This is a genomic window from Streptomyces sp. NPDC002643, from assembly GCF_053592555.1.
This window is the reverse complement of record NZ_JBSFVY010000006.1, coordinates 63,533-84,311: the sequence shown is the minus strand read 5'-3', so window position 1 is coordinate 84,311 and position 20,779 is coordinate 63,533. Positions and strand designations below refer to the sequence as shown.

Annotated in this window: 14 protein-coding genes and 3 tRNA genes; 10 read left to right on the top strand and 7 right to left on the bottom strand. The window is 71.7% G+C overall.

Annotated features, from left to right (window positions below; genetic code table 11):
• Window positions 1-95 precede the first annotated feature (95 nt).
• The 3 genes from ACWD4G_RS11030 to ACWD4G_RS11020 all read right to left on the bottom strand — a co-directional run bounded on the left by ACWD4G_RS11030 (window position 96) and on the right by ACWD4G_RS11020 (window position 3,082).
• Window positions 96-1,085 carry a DUF5926 family protein gene (locus tag ACWD4G_RS11030; RefSeq protein ID WP_451292384.1) on the bottom strand — a complete coding sequence of 330 codons (990 nt, stop codon included), beginning with the start codon at window positions 1,083-1,085 and terminating at the stop codon, window positions 96-98.
• Window positions 1,086-1,368: 283 nt separating this feature from the next.
• Window positions 1,369-1,911 (bottom strand): ATP-binding protein, encoded by a 543-nt coding sequence (locus ACWD4G_RS11025; protein WP_451292383.1) that lies wholly within the window; start codon window positions 1,909-1,911, stop codon window positions 1,369-1,371.
• Between the two features lie 361 nt (window positions 1,912-2,272).
• Window positions 2,273-3,082 carry a glycerophosphodiester phosphodiesterase gene (locus ACWD4G_RS11020; RefSeq protein WP_451292382.1) on the bottom strand — a complete coding sequence of 270 codons (810 nt, stop codon included), beginning with the start codon at window positions 3,080-3,082 and terminating at the stop codon, window positions 2,273-2,275.
• Between the two features lie 286 nt (window positions 3,083-3,368).
• Here ACWD4G_RS11020 and ACWD4G_RS11015 point away from each other — a divergent pair, with 286 nt between their 5' ends.
• The gene (locus tag ACWD4G_RS11015) at window positions 3,369-5,297 is read left to right on the top strand and encodes a S1C family serine protease (protein ID WP_451292381.1); all 1,929 of its coding nucleotides are present in this window, start codon (window positions 3,369-3,371) and stop codon (window positions 5,295-5,297) included.
• Between the two features lie 110 nt (window positions 5,298-5,407).
• A tRNA-Ser gene (locus tag ACWD4G_RS11010) sits at window positions 5,408-5,494 on the top strand.
• Between the two features lie 168 nt (window positions 5,495-5,662).
• Here the strand turns inward: ACWD4G_RS11010 and ACWD4G_RS11005 are convergent.
• Window positions 5,663-5,923 carry a DUF7660 family protein gene (locus ACWD4G_RS11005; protein WP_451292380.1) on the bottom strand — a complete coding sequence of 87 codons (261 nt, stop codon included), beginning with the start codon at window positions 5,921-5,923 and terminating at the stop codon, window positions 5,663-5,665.
• Window positions 5,924-6,205: 282 nt separating this feature from the next.
• On the opposite strand from ACWD4G_RS11005, the gene ACWD4G_RS11000 reads away from it, so the two are divergent.
• A complete protein-coding gene (locus tag ACWD4G_RS11000) occupies window positions 6,206-6,421 on the top strand; it encodes an antitoxin (protein WP_451292379.1) in 216 nt (71 codons plus the stop codon).
• Window positions 6,422-6,478: 57 nt separating this feature from the next.
• Here the strand turns inward: ACWD4G_RS11000 and ACWD4G_RS10995 are convergent, their stop codons facing one another.
• On the bottom strand, window positions 6,479-7,405 hold the full coding sequence (locus ACWD4G_RS10995) for a bifunctional DNA primase/polymerase (protein WP_451292378.1): 927 nt from the start codon (window positions 7,403-7,405) through the stop codon (window positions 6,479-6,481).
• 365 nt (window positions 7,406-7,770) lie between these two features.
• Here ACWD4G_RS10995 and ACWD4G_RS10990 point away from each other — a divergent pair, with 365 nt between their 5' ends.
• The 5 genes from ACWD4G_RS10990 to ACWD4G_RS10970 all read left to right on the top strand — a co-directional run bounded on the left by ACWD4G_RS10990 (window position 7,771) and on the right by ACWD4G_RS10970 (window position 13,694).
• On the top strand, window positions 7,771-8,082 hold the full coding sequence (locus tag ACWD4G_RS10990) for a hypothetical protein (RefSeq protein ID WP_451292377.1): 312 nt from the start codon (window positions 7,771-7,773) through the stop codon (window positions 8,080-8,082).
• Between the two features lie 216 nt (window positions 8,083-8,298).
• A complete protein-coding gene (locus tag ACWD4G_RS10985) occupies window positions 8,299-9,861 on the top strand; it encodes an OB-fold domain-containing protein (RefSeq protein ID WP_451292636.1) in 1,563 nt (520 codons plus the stop codon).
• Window positions 9,858-11,024 (top strand): lipid-transfer protein, encoded by a 1,167-nt coding sequence (locus ACWD4G_RS10980; protein WP_451292376.1) that lies wholly within the window; start codon window positions 9,858-9,860, stop codon window positions 11,022-11,024. The genes ACWD4G_RS10985 and ACWD4G_RS10980 overlap by 4 nt, the downstream gene beginning before the upstream one ends.
• Window positions 11,025-11,225: 201 nt before the next feature.
• Window positions 11,226-11,822 carry a SigE family RNA polymerase sigma factor gene (locus tag ACWD4G_RS10975; protein ID WP_451292375.1) on the top strand — a complete coding sequence of 199 codons (597 nt, stop codon included), beginning with the start codon at window positions 11,226-11,228 and terminating at the stop codon, window positions 11,820-11,822.
• A gap of 210 nt (window positions 11,823-12,032) precedes the next feature.
• Window positions 12,033-13,694, top strand: coding sequence for a long-chain fatty acid--CoA ligase (locus tag ACWD4G_RS10970; protein ID WP_451292374.1), 1,662 nt, complete (start codon window positions 12,033-12,035; stop codon window positions 13,692-13,694).
• 154 nt (window positions 13,695-13,848) lie between these two features.
• Here ACWD4G_RS10970 and ACWD4G_RS10965 read toward each other — a convergent pair whose 3' ends face one another.
• Window positions 13,849-19,311 carry a PAS domain-containing protein gene (locus ACWD4G_RS10965; RefSeq protein WP_451292373.1) on the bottom strand — a complete coding sequence of 1,821 codons (5,463 nt, stop codon included), beginning with the start codon at window positions 19,309-19,311 and terminating at the stop codon, window positions 13,849-13,851.
• 401 nt (window positions 19,312-19,712) lie between these two features.
• Window positions 19,713-20,168, bottom strand: a complete 456-nt coding sequence (locus ACWD4G_RS10960) for an SSI family serine proteinase inhibitor (protein WP_451292372.1) — start codon at window positions 20,166-20,168, stop codon at window positions 19,713-19,715.
• Window positions 20,169-20,360: 192 nt separating this feature from the next.
• Here ACWD4G_RS10960 and ACWD4G_RS10955 point away from each other — a divergent pair.
• Window positions 20,361-20,451, top strand: a tRNA-Ser gene (locus ACWD4G_RS10955).
• Between the two features lie 195 nt (window positions 20,452-20,646).
• Window positions 20,647-20,719, top strand: a tRNA-Arg gene (locus tag ACWD4G_RS10950).
• Window positions 20,720-20,779: the final 60 nt, after the last annotated feature.

The following is a 20,779-nucleotide window of genomic DNA, read 5'->3' as shown; positions in this document are numbered from 1 at the left end:
GGAAGTTGTGACAGGAGTCACCACAAACGCAAGGTCTTGATCGACCGGCGGCGGGTCCTGATCGACCCGCCGCTCGACCGTCTCGGGACCCCGTCTCAGCTCAACGTGACCTGGCGGTTGGTGAGTCCGCCGCGCGCCCGGCGCTCGTCCGCGGTGAGCGGAGCGTCGTCGGCGAGGGCCGCGGCGAGCCGCTCGGCGAACTCGGCGGCCGGCTTCTCGATGTCGTCCGCGCCGACCCCGCTCGGGAGGTCCCAGACGGGCACGGTGAGCCCGTGAGCACGGAAGGAGCCCACCAGACGCGTGCCCTCACCGAGGCTGGAGCCGCCCGCCGCGTGCAGCCGGGCGAGAGCGTCCAGAAGCCGCTCCTCCGGGTGCGGCATGACCCACCGCAGATGGTTCTTCTCCGGGGTCTCGCACCAGTACGCCGCGTCGACGCCCGACAGCTTCACGGTCGGAATGGCCGCGGAGTTGGCCCGCTCCAGGGACGCCGTCACATCCGGAGTGGCGTTCTCCGTGTCCGGAACCCAGAACTCGAAGCCCGAGTGGACAACTGGCTCGAACGCGCCTTCGGAATCGAGCAGATCCTGCAGTCGCGGACCGTCGGCCGGGACACGCCGGCCCTGCACCGGGGTGCCCGGTTCGGCGACCAGGGCGCGCTGGAGGGTGTCGGCGAGGTCGCGGCTGATGTCGCCGGACGACGTGTCGTTCTGCAGGCCGAGCAGGACCGAGCCGTCGTCGCGGCGCAGCGCGGGCCACGCCATCGGCAGCACGGTGGCGAGCGTGACCGAGGGAACGCCCTCGGGGAGCGCGTCCTTCAGCTTCAGCTCGACGGTGGCGGCGGGCACCAGCTCGCGCAGCGCGATCCAGTCGCACTCGCCGGGCAGCCCCTCGAAGGGCCGCTGCACCAGCTCGGTCACCGCCTGGGCGGCGGCCCGGCCGTGGCAGGCCTTGTACCGGCGGCCGCTGCCGCAGGGGCACTGCTCGCGCGCGCCGACGACCGGAATCTGCCCATCGGTGCCGACGGCACCGCCTCCGCCGGTGCTCTGCGGGCGCTTGGCCTTCGTCTGGGGTCGCTTCTTGGCCATTGTGGGTGTCTCCCGATCACGGCTGGTCTCGTACTCAGGGGCGCGAGCCTAGTCGCTGCGCTGGCTTGGCCGGGAGCGCCTCATGGCTCGGGGGTGCGCGGATTTTGGCGGCTGCGGGTTCGTTGTGGCCGGTCGCGCCCACGCGGCGGAGCCGCAAATTCAATGCAGCCCCGCGCCCCTTTTGGGGCTGGCGCCCCAATGATCGGGGCGCCAGCCCTGCGGCGTAGTGAACGAACGCCCGCTGAAGAGGCGCGGGTAGCCCAGGGTGCTCGGAAGCGGTCGCTCAGTCCATGTCCTCGAAGGCGTCCGCGAAGTCCAGGTCGGGGATCGTGGAGACCGACGGGGCCGTGATGCGGGTGGCGAAGTCTTCGCGGCGGTGGGTGTGGCGTATGTCGTCCTGGACCACTACCCAGACCGTGACCTCGCCGTGGGCGTCGTCCCGTACGCCCCAGTCGTGGGCCAGGGCCGTGACGATGTTCAGCCCGCGGCCGCCGTGTGCGGTGACCGAGGGCGTGGACGGGACCGGGCGGGTCGGACCACCGCCGTCCGTCACCTCGACCGTGAGTCGTCCCGAGGGGTCCATGCGCCAGGAACATCGCACATCGCCGTCACCGGCGAGGGCGTCGCCGAGGGGCCTGCCGTGTTTGCAGGCGTTGCTCAGTAGTTCGGAAAGGATCAGTAGTGCATCGTCGATGACCGATTCCGTCACGCCGCCGTCGCGCAACTGATCGCGCATACGGTGCCTTGCTTCCCCCACGCCCGCAGGGCCATGGGGTACGGCCATGCTCGACGACGTGGGCACCTCCTGTGCCACCACCAACGCCACCCCCGAGACCTCCTTCGCCCCACGCCACGGTGTGAATGCCCCATTGGACTGGACTGGAAACCGGCCAACACAAGTGCCCTGACGCACTCTTGACAGTCGAATACGGTCCGAACGCGCCGGTGCACTCCCTGTGAGCGCATGGCTGGAATTCGTCCCTAATGTGGCGACTTGAACCCCGGTCCGGTTCGGGCCCCTTGGGGGAATTCTTACCTCCGGGTTCGATCGTGTGACCGGGACGACAAGGCCGGGTGCGGACTTGCCGAAGTGCTCGCAGATGTGAACAGCGGCGTGTTCGAAGCGCTCCCGGAGAGGTTCGGGGCGGTCCCGGAGGGGGCGGACAGGGCTCGGTGGCGGGTCGCTGTCAGCGGCCGAGGTGGTCGAGGACCGCTCGGGGGCGGTTGGTGATGATCGCGTCGATGCCGAGGTCGACGCAGAGGTCGACGTCCTCAAGCTCGTTGACGGTCCAGACGTGGACCTGGTGACCGGCCCGCTTCAGGCGCTCGATGTAGAGGGGATGGTTGCGCACGATCCTGATGGAGGGCCCCGCGATCCGGACACCGGAGGGCAGCCGCCCGTCGCGCAGCCGGGGCGAGAGGAACTGCAGCAGATAGACGGTCGGCAGCGTCGGGGCGGCGGCCCGTACGCGCTGCAGCGAGCGCGCCGAGAAGCTCATGATCCGTACCGGCGAGTCGGCGGCCGAGGCGGGGGCGTCCAGCCCGAACCGCTTCAGCAGGACCAGCAGCCGCTCCTCGACCTGCCCCGCCCAGCGCGTGGGGTGCTTGGTCTCGATGGCCAGCTCCACCCGGCGGCCGGCGTCGGCGACGAGTTCGAGGAGGCGTTCGAGAGTGAGGACGGAGGTGTCCGCGCGGTCCTCCGGGGTGACCTCCCAGTCCGGGGCCTCGTCGCCGTTCTTCCACGAGCCGAAGTCCAGTGCGGCGAGGTCGGCGAGCTCCAGGGCGGAGACCGCGCCGCGACCGTTGGACGTACGGTTGACGCGCCGGTCGTGGACACAGACCAGATGGCCGTCCGCGGTCAGCCGGACATCGCATTCGAGGGCGTCCGCACCGTCCTCGATCGCCTTCTTGTACGCGGCCAGGGTGTGCTCGGGGGCGTCCTCGGATGCTCCGCGATGGGCGACGACCTGGATCGGGAGCTGTCGTGCGTGGGTCACCGCGTCATGGTGCCACTGCGGCGGGGTAGGCGTGGGGGCGGTGCCGTCGTACGACCGTGGTGGGGCTGGAGCGGGGATGTGTGCGGCCTGGCAATATGAATTATTGGTCGGATTGATCCCGTTCTCTCCCTTATAAAGGATGGTCCCGGACCCACAGAGACCGCTTATGGTGCCCTGACGGCCCGTGGGAAAAGCTGACCACATACAAAACTCGCGCACAGGTTTGTGTGCGATCAAGAACAGTCGACCGTCGACAGGTGACCGCCGTGGACCGAGGAGAAGAGCTGTGAGCACCGAGAACGAGGGCAACGAGGTACCTCCCGCCCCGTCCGCGCCTCCCGTGCCGGTGGAAACTCCCGCTGCTTCCGCGCCGGCCACGGCCTCGGAAGGCACTCCTGCGGAGACTCCGGCCGGCGACAAGGCGGCCGACGGCACGGCGGCGGGTGAGGTGGGGGTGCGCGACGTGGGGGTCCGTGACGTTGGGGCGGGCGATACCGCCGACCACGCGCCCACGGCACCGATCCCGCAGATCCCACCGGTCCCGACGGTCGCGCCGGAGGCGCCCACGGCGGTGCAGCCGACGGTCGCGGACGGGCCGGCGGCGGGACAGCCGGGTGCGGCCGCACAGCCGATGGCCTCCGAGCGGCCGACCGCGGTGCAGCCGGTCGCCGCGGAGCCGCAGCCGGAGCTGGTGAGCTCCGGGGCGCCCGGGTACGCGGCGGCAGCGGCCGGGCAGGGACATGGTCAGCCTCCGGCGGCGGGTGGTCCTGGCGTCGGCGGTCCGGGCGGCTATGGGCAGGCGCCGGGCGGGATGGGCGGCGGGTCCTCCGCGCCCGATGCCTCGTGGCCGCCTCCGGCTCCGCCCGCGGTTCCGTCGTACGCGGACGGTGGCGCGTACGCCCAGAGCGCTCAGGGCGGGCAGGGCGGGCAGGGCGTGCACGGCGCGCAGGGTGGTGCCTACGCGGACGGCGGTGGTGGTGCGGGCGCCGCCGATGTTCCCGGTGGTCCTGCCATGCCCGGTGGCCCTGGTGGTGCCGGTGGCGGCTGGGGCTCGTCGTGGCAGCAGGGGGCGCAGCCCGCGCCCAAGCCGGCGGGCGGCAGGCGTGGCGGTCTGATCGCGGCGATCCTGGTGGCCGCGCTGGTGGCGGGCGGCGTCGGCGGTGGCATCGGCTACTCGCTGGCCGACCGGAACGACAACTCGACGGGTTCCACGACGGTTTCCGCCTCGCAGAGCGGTGGGTCGGTCAAGCGCGCCGACGGTACGGTCGCCGCCGTGGCCGCCGCGGCGCTGCCGAGCACGGTCACCATCGAGGCGTCGAACAGCGACGGCGAGGGCGGCACGGGTACCGGCTTCGTGTTCGACAAGGAAGGTCATATCGTCACCAACAACCACGTGGTCGCGGAGGCGGTCGACGGCGGCAAGGTGACGGCCACCTTCCCGAACGGCAAGAAGTACGACGCCGAGGTCGTCGGCCACGCGCAGGGCTACGACGTGGCGGTCATCAAGCTGAAGAACGCGCCGTCGGATCTGAACCCGCTGACCCTGGGCGACTCCGACAAGGTGGCGGTGGGCGACTCGACGATCGCGATCGGCGCCCCCTTCGGCCTCTCGAACACGGTGACGACCGGCATCATCAGCGCCAAGAACCGTCCGGTGGCCTCCAGCGACGGCTCGGCGAGCAGCAAGGCGTCGTACATGAGCGCCCTGCAGACGGACGCGTCGATCAACCCGGGCAACTCCGGTGGTCCGCTGCTGGACGCGCAGGGCAATGTCATCGGCATCAACTCGGCGATCCAGTCCGCCAGCAACGGCGGTCTCACCACCGGCCAGGCGGGTTCGATCGGCCTGGGCTTCGCGATCCCGATCAACCAGGCGAAGAACGTGGCCCAGCAGCTGATCAAGACCGGCGAGCCGGTCTACCCGGTGATCGGGGCGTCGGTCTCCCTGGAGGAGGGCACGGGCGGCGCGAAGATCACGGAGTCGGGCGAGGGCGGCGCGGCGTCGATCACACCGAACGGCCCCGCCGACAAGGCCGGTCTGAAGCCCGGGGACGTCATCACCAAGCTCGACGACCACGTCATCGACAGCGGCCCCACCCTGATCGGCGAGATCTGGACCCACCTCCCCGGCGACAAGGTCACCCTCACGTACACGCGCGACGGCAAGACCAACACGGCGGAGGTCACCCTGGGCGAACGCCAGGGCGACAGCTGAGCCCATCGCCCGACCCGGGATCGCCCGATCCCCCGTACGGCCCACGTCCTCCGCCCGCCCCGCGCGGCCGGTAGGCTGTAGCCGCTCCGTCCCAGGTGGACCGGGGCACAGGTGGGTTGCCCGAGCGGCCTAAGGGAACGGTCTTGAAAACCGTCGTGGCAGCGATGTCACCGTGGGTTCAAATCCCACACCCACCGCATGGCCGAGCGGCCCCTGACCAGGAGAATTGGTCGGGGGCCGTTGCGTTGCGCGGTACCCGGTGGTGACCGTGGTTCCCCGCCGCCCTCCCCGCGACCTTCCGCGCGATCGGGCGCGGATGGGGCACGGGTGGGGCGCGGCTTTCGGCCGGTCCTTGGTGGCCCTCGTCACTCGTACATCGTGGCGGCTCTCAGCGCGTGCGCGAAGTACGTCCAGTTGCCTTCGGTCGGCATGGGCTCGCCCCGGTGTCGTTCGTACCAGACGGGCCCGGACTCCACCCAAGCCGTGAGCGCTTCGAGGAACCGTGGCAGGGTCGCGTTCTCCCACTCCTCTCCATGCTGACGGCACTCCTCGGCGAGCCGCGCAAGGAACTGGGCGAACGCCTCGTGGTCGGGGATGAACTGATTCGAGGTCAGCGGGGACGGCATGAGGTGAGCCTAGGAGCCGCATGCACATGGAGGGAGCCTCCGTCCCGGCCAGGGCCTCCGTTCCCCGGCCGGAGCCGCGCGTCTCGCTCCGGGGGCTTCTTACCGGCCACTTCGTGTTGCTGGTTGACGAGGTCTACGCGGTGGCGGTCGCCGGAGGGACTCCGATCCCTCAAGGGCGTACCTCGCCCCGCCGAGCCAGTGACTTGAGGCTGTCGCTCGGGATGCGGGGTGCGGTGGCGGAGCTGATTCTGGAGGGGATGGTGACCAGTGGAAGGAGTCGCGATGTCTGTGATGGACAAGCTCAAGCAGATGCTGAAGGGGCACGAGGAGCAGGCCGGCAAGGGTGTGGACAAGTCCGGTGACTATGTCGACGACAGGACGCAGGGGAAGTACAGCGGCCAGGTCGACACCGCTCAGGAGAGGCTCAGGCAGCAGCTGGGCGCGGACCAGCCGGGTGAGGGCGAGCAAGGGCGGGAAGGTCCGCCGCCGCAGTCGTGAGTGAGGCGGGCGCACACCCCTTCCTCCTGTCGGCAACCATCCGCCCCGCCCCGGCCTTCACCGGCGTCGGCCGCCCGACATGCGGGCCGCCGACGCGATCGTCGATCTCGCCTCCCGTTCCGTGAGGCCCGTGTGGACGGCGGCTTGGATCAGGGCGTGGGTGAGTTCCGGGCCGAGACCGTTCTCGTAGGCGCGGCAGGCCGCCCAGAAGAGGCGGGTGTTGCGTTGGCCCTCATGGGCGGTGAGGACGAAGTTGATCAGGCCGTGGCCGTTGCCGGTGCCACCCGAAGTGTGGGGGGTGCGCGGTGGTGGCGGGAGCAGCAGGCGGAGGAGTTCCGGTGGGCAGGGGGCCGGCGGGAGGTGTGCGGTGCCGGGGGCCGTGGCGTAGACGCCGTGGTCCGTGCGGGAGCCGGGGCCGACCAGGTAGCCGCCGGCGCCTCGGATGTCTATGCCGGGGGCGAGGCGGCTCGCGGAGTTGGGGACGACGACGTCGGGCGGGCCGGTGAGCCAGAGGTGGCGGCCTCCGCTGGGGGTCAGCACCACGACCGTGTCGGGGATCGTGAAGAGGTGGCGCAGGGCCAGTTCGCGCAGGGCCGTCGAGGAGTCCGTGCCGGACTTGGTGTCGAGGTCGACGCCGATCAGATGGTGGGGGTGGCGGCCACAGGCGATGCCGTAACCGGTGGCCCAGGGTGCGGCGGCGAAGAGTTCGCGGACGCGCGCGGGGTCCGAGGAGGCGTCGTACACGCCGTGGCCGAAGCGGCCGCACTCGCCGTGGCAGGGCGGGACGGGGGACGGGACGGGTGACGGGGCGGCGCCGGGAGAGGGGCGCGCGGTGGCGGACGGCGGGGGCGGGGCGTCGCGGTGGGGGGAGCGTAGGGCCGGGAGTTTGTGGCGGGAGAGGGGGATCACCGCCAGCCCGCGTTCGGCGGCGGAGAGGGCGTGTGCCAGGGCCAGGGTGCTGGCCTGCCGGTCCAAGGTGGCCATGCTTCCATGTTCGTACACATGTTCGATAAAGGGAAGAGGGTTCGGGCGGGGTTTCGGGTGGCGGAGCGGCGTGTCGGAGATTGGCTGGAAATGTGCCGTAACGCTTCAGCCCTTGTCCTGCTTGATCTTGGGCGGCTTGAAGTGTCCGTCCTGTCTGAGCTGGGCGTCCCTTGATCCATTGATTGATCGCAGGGGGTTTATCGACATGTCATCACGCTTCAGGGGGAATCGGGGCTTCCGGGGTGGTTCGCCGGGGATTCGGTGGGCAACTCTGATCTCGCGACGTCGATGACCAGCACCGAGGCGGTCGGCCAACCACCCCGGCGCACTTCGTACTTGTGGGAAAGGCTCTGGAGGAAACACACATGGCAAGCATCCGTACTGCCCGCGTTCTGGCCGCCGTCTCGGCCCTGCCGCTCGCCGCCGCCCTGTTCACCGGCGTTGCCGCAGCCGACAACGGCTCCTTCGCGGACAACGGATCGAACGCGGCCAACGCCAACATCAACGGCAGCGGCGTCGGCGGCGACAACAACGGCAACTCGTCGACCACGCAGCAGCAGGCGGTCGGTTCCGGCGCCTCGAACCAGAACAACACCGCCCAGGTCAACGGCTCCGGCTTCACGGCCATCGACCAGGACAACGACAACACGGACCTCACCTTCGTCAACATCTGGTGAGTCGAGCCGGGGCCGGGGCCGGCCGGGATGGGGATGAGGACACTCCCGTACGGCCCCGAACCCCCGGGTGTGGGACATGCAGTGGGGTGTGACAGCGCCTGCGCGGCGGTACTTCGGTGCCGCCGCGCAGGTGTTTTCGTGCCGGTCCATGGCCTTGACAGTTCCCGTGACGGTTCCTTCAATCTGACGGATAGTCAGAAATGGTGAGTTGGGGGCATCGTGACCGAGGGCGAGCCGAGTGATCCCGGTGAACTGTCCGTGCGGCTCAAGGCGTTCGAAGGGTGCGTCGCCGTGGGCGGCGGGGTGGGCAAGGACCCCGTCAACCTGCCCATGATCCGGCACTGGTGCGAGGCCATGGGCGACACCGACCCCGCGTACGCCGGACCGGACGCCGTCGCTCCGCCCACCATGCTCCAGGTGTGGACGATGGGCGGCCTCAGCGGGCATGACAGGGGCGCTTCGGGGCGCTCGGCGGCGTACGAGGAGTTGCTCGCGCTGCTCGACGATGTCGGCTGCACCTCGGTTGTCGCCACCGACTGCGAGCAGGAGTACCTACGGCCGCTGCGGCCGGGGGACGAGATCGTGTTCGACTCGGTCGTGGAGTCGGTGTCGGGGCGGAAGACCACCAAGCTCGGGATCGGGTACTTCGTGACGACCCGCATGGATGTGCGAGTTGGGGATGCGCTCGTCGGCACCCATCGCTTCCGGATCTTCAAGTACGCGCCGGGCAAGGGGAAGGGGAGGGAGACGAGCAAGGGCGTCGCTTCCGGTGGTGGGGAGCCGAGGCCCCTTCGGCCCCGGCCCGTCGTCAACCGCGACAACGCCGGGTTCTGGGACGGTGTCGCGCGCCATCAGCTCCTCATCCAGCGGTGTGCCGACTGCGCCGCCCTCCGTTTTCCCTGGCTGCCGGGGTGCAACGCGTGCGGCTCACTCGACTGGGACACCGTGCGGGCGAGCGGCGAAGGAGTGGTCCACTCGTATGTCGTGATGCATCACCCGCCCTTTCCCGCGTTCACCGCGCCCGAGCGCGCCGGTGACGGGGGCGGTGGCGGTTCCGGCGGTGCAGCCGGCTCCGGAGTCGGCGCCGGCACGGGAACCGGAGCCGGAACCGGAGCGGGAGTCGGCTCCGGTCGGGCGGGGCCGTACGCCGTCGCGTTGATCGAACTCGTGGAGGGCGTCCGGATCGTCAGCAATGTCATCGGGGTGCCGTATGACAAGGTGCGGATCGGGATGGGCGTACGGCTTGAGTTCGCGCGGTACGACGAGGAGTTGGAGCTGCCGGTCTTCCGGGCGGACGAGGGTGGGGCGGCCGGGGGGCGGCTCGCTCCGTTGCGGATTCCGGTCACGCGCACGCTCGTTGTCGCCGGGGCTATCGCTTCGCGTGACTTCCAGGACGTGCATCATGATCCGGAGTTGGCCCGGCGGCGCGGGTCGCCCGATGTCTTCATGAACATCCTGACCACGAACGGGCTGGTGGGGCGGTACATCACCGATCACTTCGGGCCGGGTGCCGTGCTCCGCAAGGTCGCCATCCGGCTCGGCGCCCCCAACTACCCGGGGGACACGATGGTGTTGACCGGCGCGGTCGAGGAGGCCGACGGGGACACGGTCACCGTGAAAGTCGTCGGGGAGAACGGCATCGGCCGGCATGTGACAGGAACGGTCACCGTCACCCTGCCCGGGCCACCGCCACAGCCACCGCCATCTCCGACCTTGGCCGCCGGCCGACAGACAGTCGCGCCCGGCCCCGTCACCTCGTCCGAAGGGAGCCACCGGTGAGCGTCCGTTCGAAAGACAGCCTGGGTGGGCGTGCGGCCGTGGTCGGGATCGGGGCCACCGAGTTCTCCAAGGACTCGGGGCGCAGTGAGCTGCGGCTGGCCGTGGAGGCGGTGCGGTCGGCACTCGACGACGCGGGGCTTGCGCCGGGGGACGTGGACGGGATGGTGACGTTCACGATGGACACCAGCCCGGAGATCACGGTGGCGCAGGCGGCCGGGATCGGGGAGTTGTCGTTCTTCTCGCGGGTGCATTACGGCGGCGGGGCGGCGTGTGCGACCGTGCAGCAGGCGGCGCTGGCCGTGGCGACCGGGGTCGCGGAGGTCGTGGTCTGCTACCGGGCGTTCAACGAGCGGTCGGGGCGGCGGTTCGGGGCCGGGGTACGGCATCGGGAGCCGACGGCGGAGGGTGCGGCGCTTGGGTGGGTGATGCCGTTCGGGCTGCTCACGCCCGCGTCCTGGGTGGCGATGGCGGCCCAGCGGTACCTCCACACGTACGGGCTGACCCCGGAGGCGTTCGGGCAGGTGGCCGTGGTCGACCGCAAGTACGCGGCCACGAACCCGGCGGCGTACTTCCACGGCCGTCCCATCACGCTCGCCGAGCACGCGGCCTCGCGGTGGATCGTCGAGCCGCTGCGGCTGCTGGACTGCTGCCAGGAGACGGACGGCGGGCAGGCGCTCGTCGTGACCTCGGTGGAGCGGGCGCGGGATCTGCCGAAGCCGCCGGCGGTGGTCGTGGCGGCGGCCCAGGGGGCCGGGCGGGCGCAGGAGCAGATGACGAGTTTCTACGCGCGGGATCTGGCGGAACTGCCGGAGATGGGCGTGGTCGCCCGGCAGCTGTGGCGGACCTCGGGGCTCGGGCCGGACGGCATCGATGTGGGCATCCTGTATGACCACTTCACGCCGTTCGTGCTGATGCAGCTGGAGGAGTTCGGCTTCTGCGGGGCCGGGGAGGCGGCGGACTTCGTGGCGGAGGAACGGCTGCCGATCAATACGCACGGGGGGCAGCTCGGGGAGGCGTATCTGCACGGCATGAACGGGATCGCGGAGGCGGTACGGCAGGTGCGGGGGACGTCCGTCAATCAGGTGGCCGGGGCCGAGCGGGTGCTCGTCACGGCGGGGACGGGGGTGCCTACGTCGGGGTTGGTGCTGGGGGTGGATGGGTGAGGGTGGCCCGGCCCCGCCGGGGGTGGCGCGTGGCCCCCGTACACCCAGGGCAGGTGTCTCAGGGACTCACCCTCAGTACCTGGGGGCCGCTCCTCCACCTTCAGTAGGTGGGGTTCGCCCTACTCCTACAACCTGAGGGGGAGCCGTCTTCGGGACCTGCGGCCGATCCGCCGATGTGGGGCTCACTCCTAGCGTGGAGCCATGACCACACCCGTCTGCACCAGCGCTTCGACCGCAGCTGCACCGGCGACGCGGACCAAGCCGACCCTGCCCCTGTCGGGCCTTGCGAACATGGCGGCCCTGTCGTACCCGTCGTTCTCGGCGTATGTGAAGGCCCGCCAGCCGGTGCTGCTGCGGACCGCCCGGTCGCTGACCACGAATCCGAACGACGCCGAGGACCTGCTGCAGACCGCGCTCGCCAAGACGTACGTCGCCTGGGAGCGCATCGAGGACCACCGGGCACTCGACGGCTATGTACGCCGCGCGCTGCTGAACACGCGTACGTCGCAGTGGCGCAAGCGCAAGGTGGACGAGTTCGCGTGCGACGAACTGCCGGAGCCGGAGGCCGTGCAGAGTGCCGACCCGGCCGAGCAGCAGGCGCTGCACGACGCGATGTGGCGGGCGATCATGAAGCTGCCGGCGCGGCAGCGGGCGATGGTAGTCCTCAGGTACTACGAGGACCTCAGCGAGGTGCAGACCGCCGAGGTCCTCGGGGTCTCGGTGGGTACGGTCAAGTCGGCGGTGTCCCGGGCGCTCGGCAAGCTCCGCGAGGACCCCGAGCTGGAGCCCGTGAGGTGACTCCGCCCGTTCCTCACGGGGTTCTCCCGGAGGATCAACTCCGGGGCCACGCATGACCTTTATGGGGGATCTACCGGGGGCCCACTAGGGTTTTGATCAGGGTTCTCACTGATCGATCATCCCGATCCCTAGTGACATACCGCCCGGTATGTGCGCAGAATCAGCACAACCGTTACCACCGCGTAGGCAGAGCCGCCCCGGGAGGACGCCGTGCTGAGCACCATGCAGGACGTACCGCTGTTGATCTCCAGGATTCTGACCCATGGGTCGAGGGTCCACGGGACGTCGCAGGTGATCACCTGGACCGGCGAGGGCGAGCCCCACCGCCGTTCCTACGCCGAGATCGGCGCCCGCGCCGCCCAGCTGGCGCACGCGCTGCGCGACGACCTCGCGGTCGAGAACGGCCAGCGGGTCGCGACGCTGATGTGGAACAACGCCGAGCACGTCGAGACCTACTTCGCGGTCCCCTCCATGGGCGCCGTCCTGCACACCCTGAACCTGCGTCTGCCTCCCGAGCAGCTCGCCTGGATCGCCAACCACGCCGCCGACCGCGTGGTCATCGCCAACGGCTCGCTGCTCCCCCTCCTCGCGCCGCTCCTGCCGTACCTCAAGACCGTGGAGCACGTCATCGTCTCCGGTCCGGGCGACCGCTCGGCGCTCGCCGGCGCGACCGGGGTCCAGGTGCACGAGTACGAGGACCTGCTCGCCGGGAAGCCGACCACGTACGACTGGCCCGAGCTGGACGAGCGCTCGGCCGCAGCCATGTGCTACACCTCCGGCACCACCGGCGACCCCAAGGGCGTCGTCTACTCCCATCGCTCGATCTATCTGCACTCCATGCAGGTCAACATGGCCGAGTCCATGGCCCTGACCGCCTCGGACCTCGCGCTCCTGGTCGTCCCGCAGTTCCATGTGAACGCCTGGGGCCTCCCCCACGGCACGTTCATGTCCGGCGTCAACATGCTGATGCCCGACCGGTTCCTGCAGCCCGCCCCCCTCGCCGAGATGATCGAGTCGCTGAAGCCGACGTACGCCGCCGCCGTCCCCACCATCTGGCAGGGACTGCTCGCCGAGCTGAACGCCCGTCCGCGCGACGTCGCTTCCCTCACCCAGGTCACCATCGGCGGCTCCGCCTGTCCGGCCTCCCTCATGGCGGCCTTCGACAAGCTGGGCATGCGCGTCTGCCACGCCTGGGGCATGACGGAGACCTCCCCGCTCGGTACGGTCTCCCGGCCGCCGGCCCATGTGGAGCCGGACTCGGAGGAGGAGTTCGCGTACCGGCTCACCCAGGGCCGCTTCCCCGCCTCCGTCGAGGCCCGCCTCACCGGCCCGGGCGGCGAGCGTCTGCCGTGGGACGGCAAGTCGGCCGGTGAGCTGGAGGTGCGCGGACCGTGGATCGCGGGTGCGTACTACGGCGGCCCGGGCGCCGACCCGCTCCGCCCCGACGACAAGTTCAGCGAGGACGGCTGGCTGAAGACCGGCGACGTCGGCACCATCACCCCCGACGGCTTCCTCACCCTCACCGACCGCGCCAAGGACGTCATCAAGTCCGGCGGCGAGTGGATCTCCTCGGTGGAGCTGGAGAACGCCCTCATCGCCCACCCGGAGGTCGTCGAGGCCGCCGTCGTCGCCGTGCCGGACGAGAAGTGGGGCGAACGCCCGCTCGCCATCGTGGTGTTGAAGGAGGGCTCCACGACCGACTTCGAGGCCCTCCGCTCCTTCCTCGCCGAGGACGGCAAGATCGCCAAGTGGCAGCTGCCGGAGCGCTGGACGCTGGTCGAGTCGGTGCCGAAGACCACGGTCGGCAAGTGGGACAAGAAGCTGCTGCGCAAGCAGCACGCGGAGGGCGGGCTGGACGTCACGAAGATCTGACGTCCGTCTGACGTCCGTCTGACGTCCGTCTGACGTCCGTCTGGCGAAGGTAGGACCTCACCAGAGTCGGCTTGGGGCACTGTTTCACGTGAAACAGTGCCCCAAGTGTTGTGAGGGGAGCTTGGCTCGGCGTTGGATCGGTAGGGCCGGTGGCTCAGTTCGTACCGACTCGTGCCAAGAGGTCCACGATCCGGGTCTGGACCTCGGCGCTGGTCGAGCGCTCGGCGAGGAACAGGACCGTCTCACCCGAGGCCAGGCGTGGCAGTTCGGACTGGTCGACGGCGGCGGTGTAGACGACGAGCGGGGTGCGGTTCAACTGGCCGTTCGTCCGCAGCCAGTCGACGATCCCGGCCTGGCGGCGGTGCACCTGGAGCAGATCCATCACCACCAGGTTGGGCCGCATCTGCGCGGCGAGGGTGACGGCGTCGGTGTCGGACGCGGCCCGGGCGACCTGCATGCCCCGCCGTTCCAGCGTCGCGGTCAGGGCGAGCGCGATCTCCGCGTGCTCCTCGATCAGCAGCACACGCGGCGGGTGCTGCTCGGAGTCACGCGGTGCGAGCGCCTTGAGCAGGATCGCCGGGTCGGCCCCGTACGCCGCCTCACGCGTCGCCTGCCCGAGCCCCGCCGTGACGAGCACGGGGACCTCGGCGGCCACGGCGGCCTGACGCAGTGACTGGAGCGCGGTGCGGGTGATGGGCCCGGTCAGCGGATCGACGAACAGCGCGGCCGGGAAGGCGGCGATCTGGGCGTCGACCTCCTCGCGGGAGTTCACGATGACGGGACGGTAGCCGCGATCGGTGAGCGCCTGCTGCGTCGACACGTCCGGCGCGGGCCACACCAGCAGCCGACGCGGATTGTCCAGCGGCTCCGGCGGCAACTCGTCGTCCATCGGCTGCGGATGAGGCCGGTCGGGGACCTCCACCGCGCCACCGGGACCGTCGAGCGGCTCCGGCCCCTCGTCCGCGTCCTCGTCGGGTGCCCCTATGGCGTACGACCGCCCGGCCCCGTCGGTCCGCCCGAGCAGCCGGGACTGCCCGGCGAGGGAGGGTTGCGGCGGAAGTGGGACCTGCCCGGCGAGGGACGGCTGAGCGGGGAGGGGCACTTGGCCTGCGAGCGAGGGCTGGGCCGGGAGCGGCGCCTGCCCCGCGAGGGAGGACTGTCCAGCGAGGGAGGACTGCGCCGTCTGCTGGGGTCGGCCCGGCTGTTGTCCCGCCTGGGCCGGGAGCGGGGTCTGACCTGTGGCGCCCCCGGTGGCCTGGCCGGGCTGAGGATGCGGCCGGGCGCCCGACTCCGAGCGCTCGGCGGCCGGCTCGGGCGGTGTGCCCAGCTTGCGGCGCCGCCCGGAGCCACCGGGCTGGTTCGGGGCGGGGGTCGAACCGGGCTGCGGCTGCGGCTGAGCCGGGGCCTGCTTCTGCGCCCCGGGCTGCCCCTGGAGGGCACCCTGACGCGTGAACGGGACGCCCTGTCCGAGCGTGCGCACGCTGAACGCCCGCCCCTGGGTCGAGTTGGGGTCGAGGGGGGCGGAAGGGGTGCCACCGGAAGCGGCCGGGGTGGCTGCTGCGGCTGTGGCTGCGGTGGGTGCCGTGGGTGCCGTGGGTGTGGCCGGTACGGCTTCGGCGGGCAACGGCTGTGCGGCACGCGGCTGTTGCCGCACGGCACGCTCGGGCGGGAGAGGGGTGCCCGAGGAGGGAGTGGACTGCGGAGGCAGCGGGGCCTGCGCGGCCTGGGCTGCCACGGGGACACCCAAGCCGGAGGTGTCCTGGCGGGGGTCCGGCCAGGCCTGCGGCTGCGGTCGCGCGGCCCCGGGCACACCTTGGGCCGGGCCGGGCTGGGGCCCACCCGGGACCGATCCCTGCGGAGGCACGGGCTGGGGGGCGGCGCCCTGCGCGGGCGTCGGCTGGGGGGCGCCCTGCGGCGGTACGGCACCGCCTTGCGCGGCGCCGGGCTGAGGACCCGCGACCGCGGCGGCGACGGGTTGCTGACCGGGGACTGCGGCTTGCGGGGCCGCCGGCTGCTGACCGGGAACTGCGGCCTGCGCGGCTACCGGCTGCTGACCGGGCGCTGCGGCCTGCGTTGCCACCGGGTGCCGGCCAGGGACGGCGGCTTGCGCGCCCAGGGCCTGAGGCCCACCCCCGAGCCCCTGCGCTGCCACCGGCTGCGGGGCGCCCGGAACACCTTGCGCGGGCACGGGCTGGCCGACGCCCTGGGCAGGCACCGGCTGCCCGGCCCCTTGGGCAGACACGGGCTGAGCCGCACCTACGGGAACGGGCTGAGCGGCGGCCCCCGGAACTCCCTGCGCGGGCACCGGCTGTCCGGGTACGCCCTGCGCGGGCACCGGCTGCCCCGGCAGACCCTGTGCGGGAACAGGCTGGCCGGGAACTCCCTGCGCGGGAACGGGCTGCCCCTGTGCTCCCTGCGCCTGTACGGACCCCAGCTGGCCGGGAACCCCTTGTGCGGGCACCGGTTGCCCCGGCCCACCCTGCGGCGGAATCCCCTGGCCGGGCGGAATCCCCTGCCCAGGCGGAATCTGCGCCGGACCGGCCTGCGTGGGCGCACCCGTCGCCCCGGCGTCACCCTGCTGCGGGGCGGGCCGTACCGCCCGACGGCGGCCGGTAGGCGCGGCCACCGGGTGCGGTTGTGGCGGGGTGTGGTCGTCGGAGGGGTCGTGCAGCGCGGCGTCATGGCGACCGTCGTCCACACCACCGGCGGGGGCACCCGGCACCTGCCCTGCGGCGAGGGCCTGTCCGGCAGCGGCCGCATGGCCCGGCGGCAGAGCCTGCCCCACACCGGCCTGGTTCGCGGCGAGGGCCTGTCCGGCAGCGGCCCCCTGGCCCTGGGCGACCTGCGGCTGTGCGACACCGACGGCGGGCACGAGCCCCTCGGCAGGCACCGGGTTCGCGCCGGGCACAGGTTGCCCGGCGGGCATCGGACCGCCGGGCAGCGCGGGCAGACCGGCCGCAGCGGGCGTACCGACCGCACCGACCGCACCGGCCGCAGCAGGCGTACCAGCCGTACCTGGCGCACCGACCGCACTCTGCCCCACGACCGCACCGTGCCCCACGGCCGTCCCTTGCCCTACGACGGCCCCTTGCCCTCCCGCGCCTTGCCCTCCAGCCGCGCCCGGCCCCCCGACCGCGCCCTGGGCCGCCGCAGGCACCGGTACCGGCCCCAGCGCCGCAGGGCCCTGCTCGTACTCGGGCCCGCGGTCCGCCTCAGCAGGCGGCAGCGCGAAAACCGCCCGCCCACCGGTCTCGGGCGCGGCGGCACGCTCCTCGGCGTTGGCCAGAGCCCGCCGACGCCGCCCGGTGGGCCGGGAGCCCTCACCGTCCTGGGAGCCACCGTCGGCACCGTTCGCCGTCGTATCGGCAGACCCCGAAGAAGAGCCCGCATGGGAACCCGAACCCGGGCCCCCGGCCGGACCGGCGGGCAGCGCGGGCGGCAACGCGTTCTGCGGCGCGGCCTCCCGCCGCGCACGCCGTCCGCTCGGCGCGGGCACACCCTGCGGCGGTACGGTCCCGCCCAGCCCGTTGGCGGCGGCAGCGGCCCCGGCCGCGTGCTCGGCGGCGGTCACCACGGCACCCTCGGCGGCCACCGCTTCGCCCGTGCCCTCGGCACCCTCCGCCCTGGCGGTCCGCCCACGGCGCCGCCCGCTCCCACCGGCACCCTCGACCTCATCGGCCGCGGCGCCCTCGCCGACGGGGGCGCCGCTCGCGGCCGGTTCCTCGGCCCGCCGCCGACGCCGCCCGGTCGGGGCGGCGGCCGGCGCGGCCTCCGCCTCGGGCGCGTCCTCGCTCTCCAGGAACGCGTCCACGGAAGACCGCCGCCCCCGACGACGCCCACTCCCGGAAGCGGAAGCCTGCTCGGGCAGCGCGCCCTCGGCCCCCGCCGCCGTATGGTCGGCCCCGTCATCCACCTCGACGCCGGCGGCGGGCGCGGCCTGGACCGGAACGGCCCCCGCGCCACCGCCCAGCGGCACCTCCAGCACATACGCGCTGCCGCTCATCCCCGGCACCTCGTGCGTCTGGAGCACACCGCCGTGCGCCCGCACGATCCCCTGGACGATCGGCTGATGCACCGGGTCTCCCCCGGCGTACGGCCCGCGCACCTCGATGCGTACGACCTCGCTGCGCTGGGCGGCCGCCACGACGACGGTGTTGTCCATGTAGCCACCGGCGGACATGGGCGCGTTGCCCGTGGCGTCGACGCCGGCGACGTCCGCGATGAGATGGGCCAGCGCGGTGGCGAGCCGGACCTGGTCCACCTCGGCCTCGATGGGCGGCGCGTGCACCGCGAACTGCACCCGCCCCGGCCCGATCAGCTCCACGGCCCCGTCGACACCGGCCGCGACGACCGCGTCGAGCATGACGGCCGTACGGACCAGATCGTCCTCACCGGCGTCGATCCGCTGATAGCCGAGCACGTTGTCGATGAGCGTGGTGATCCGCGAGTACCCGGCGGTGAGGTGGTGCAGCACCTGGTTGGCCTCGGGCCACAGCTGCCCGGCGTCGTCGGCCGCGAGGGTGCCCAGCTCACCGCGCAACTGCTCCAGCGGACCGCGCAGGGAGGTGCCCAGCACGGCGAGCAACTGCTCATGCCGGGCGGCCAACGCCTCGTACCGGTCCTTCTCCCGCTCCCCGAGCGCCGCGTACCGCTCGTCACCGGCGGCGAGTTCCTCGGCGTGCGCCTCTGCCAGCTCGGTCAGCTCGGCGGTGTGCTCCTCGCGGATCTTCTCGATCTTCTCCGCGTGTTCCTCGGCGAGCCGCTCCAGCTCCTCCGCGTGCGCCTCGGCCTCGGCGTCCTTCTCCTCGGCGAGCTTGTCGTACGGCCGCCGGTCGGTGAACGTCATCACGGCGCCGACGAGCTGCTCCCCGTCACGCACCGGCGCGGTCGTCAGATCGACCGACACCTTCTCGCCGGCCTTCGACCACAGCACCTGCCCGCGCACCCGGTGCTTGCGCCCCGACTTCAACGTATCGGCGAGCGGCGACTCGGCGTACGGGAAGGGCGAGCCGTCCTCACGCGAGTGCAGCACGAGCGTGTGCAGTTCACGCCCGCCGAGATCACTGGCCCGATACCCCAGTATCTGAGCGGCGGCCGGATTGACGAGCACGATCCGCCCGTCCGTATCGGTCCCCACCACGCCCTCGGCGGCGGCCCGCAGAATCATCTCCGTCTGCCGTTGCGAACGCGCGAGTTCGGCCTCGGTGTCGACGGTCCCCGACAAGTCACGCACGACCAGCATCAGCAGCTCGTCATTGGCGTACCCGTAACCGTCGTACGCCTGCTGCCCGTTCTCCAGATTCGCGCTTGTGACTTCGACGGGGAACTCACTGCCGTCGGTGCGGCGGGCGGTCATACGGGTCGGCTTGGTCCGCCCGGTCGGGTCGATGCTGTCGGGCCGCCGCATGGACCCGGGGATGAGCCGGGAGTCGAACTCGGGCAGCAGATCGAGCAGTCCGCGCCCGACGAGAGCGGTCCCCGGGGTCTCGAAGGCCTCAAGGGCGATGGTGTTGGCGTTGACGACGGTGCCGTTGGCGTTGACCAGCACCAACGCATCGGGCAGCGCGTCCAGTATCGCTGCGAGGCGAGCAGCGCCTCGGGATGGCCTGCTGCTCACGAGACGCTTCCTCCCTGTTACCGCACCTTGCCGACCGCCGAGGCCATCTTGCCAACCGCCCCGCAACGTGTCACGCGAGGGAGTCTACGGGCAGAGGTTGCGCTCGCGACGCCGGATGAGAGGGAGGTCGCACACCGATCATGCGGAGAACCGGCGACCGCGAGGAGGGTGACGCCGTGACCGTGCGTTTTGCCGAACGACGGCTGTGGCGGGCCATATGACCGAGGGCCACCGGGACATATGTACGGCCGCCGAGGCCTCCTGATCGTTCTTATCGGTCGCCGCGCAGGTCGCTCCGGTGACTGTACGGAACGGGTCGTGATGTCCAGCCGGAGACGGCGCCGATACGTATCGGAAGAGGAAACGGGCCGACGTATCAAGAAGAGGAGACTGGCCGGCGGCTATGCGCTGAGGGAGGGGAGGAGGGGTACGAGGTCGTCCCAGCGGGCGATCTCGCAGCCGTTGCCGCGGTCGAAACGGGCGTCGACGCGGCGGCCGGCCCAGGTGCCGGTGACGTGCGCGGTGGCCGGCCCCCCGTACTGCATCGTGCAGACGGTGCCGGAAGGGACCGGGGCGAAGGGGTCCTTGCCCCAGGTGGTACGCCGATCCAGCCGCGCGCAGGCGTCCTGGACGCGCGGATGACTGCCCCCCTCGGGATGGCACCGCAATTCGAACGTCCCGTCGGCGCCGCCCCCGGCCCCTCGCACGGTGAGGACCAGCCGATCACCGCCTTCGGCGGCGTACGCGGCACCGGGGAGCGCGGGGGCGAGGCTGCCGACGGTGGCGGCGGTGAGGGAGGCGACGCCGAGGAGGAGCCGGCGGAGGGCGGGGCGGGTGCGGGGAGGGCTCTGCAACATGACCTGACTAACGTCACGGGGGCCACACGGTTGCGCGGCGGGGCCCTCCGCCCGCCGACCACTCCGGACGCGCGATACGGCTTTGCCCTGCGGCCTCTCCGCCTAGTACCGTGGGAGCCGATTGGTGACGGCCCGCAAGGCTGTGTCATCATCTGCACGCACCACTCGCGCTCGCGCGCGGGAGGTTGTGCTGGAGGCGTCGCCTAGTCCGGTCTATGGCGCCGCACTGCTAATGCGGTTTGGGCCTTAAAGCCCATCGAGGGTTCAAATCCCTCCGCCTCCGCGCATGATCACCGAAGCCCCGGTCCACTGGACCGGGGCTTCGTCGTTCCCGCCACCACGGACCGCCTCTCAAGCCATTCCCCCAGGTCACAAGGGGTGCGGCAAACGGATTTCACATGACGACGGCAGTCATGTAATGTTCTTCCTGTCGCCGGGAGCGGGCCGAAAGGACCGGGACCAGCACAAAGCAGAACAAGCACTCGTAGCTTAACGGATAGAGCATCTGACTACGGATCAGAAGGTTGCAGGTTCGAATCCTGCCGAGTGCACGCAGGCGAGAGGCCCCGGAGAGATCCGGGGCCTCTCGCGTTTGTTGCCTGACGGCGCCC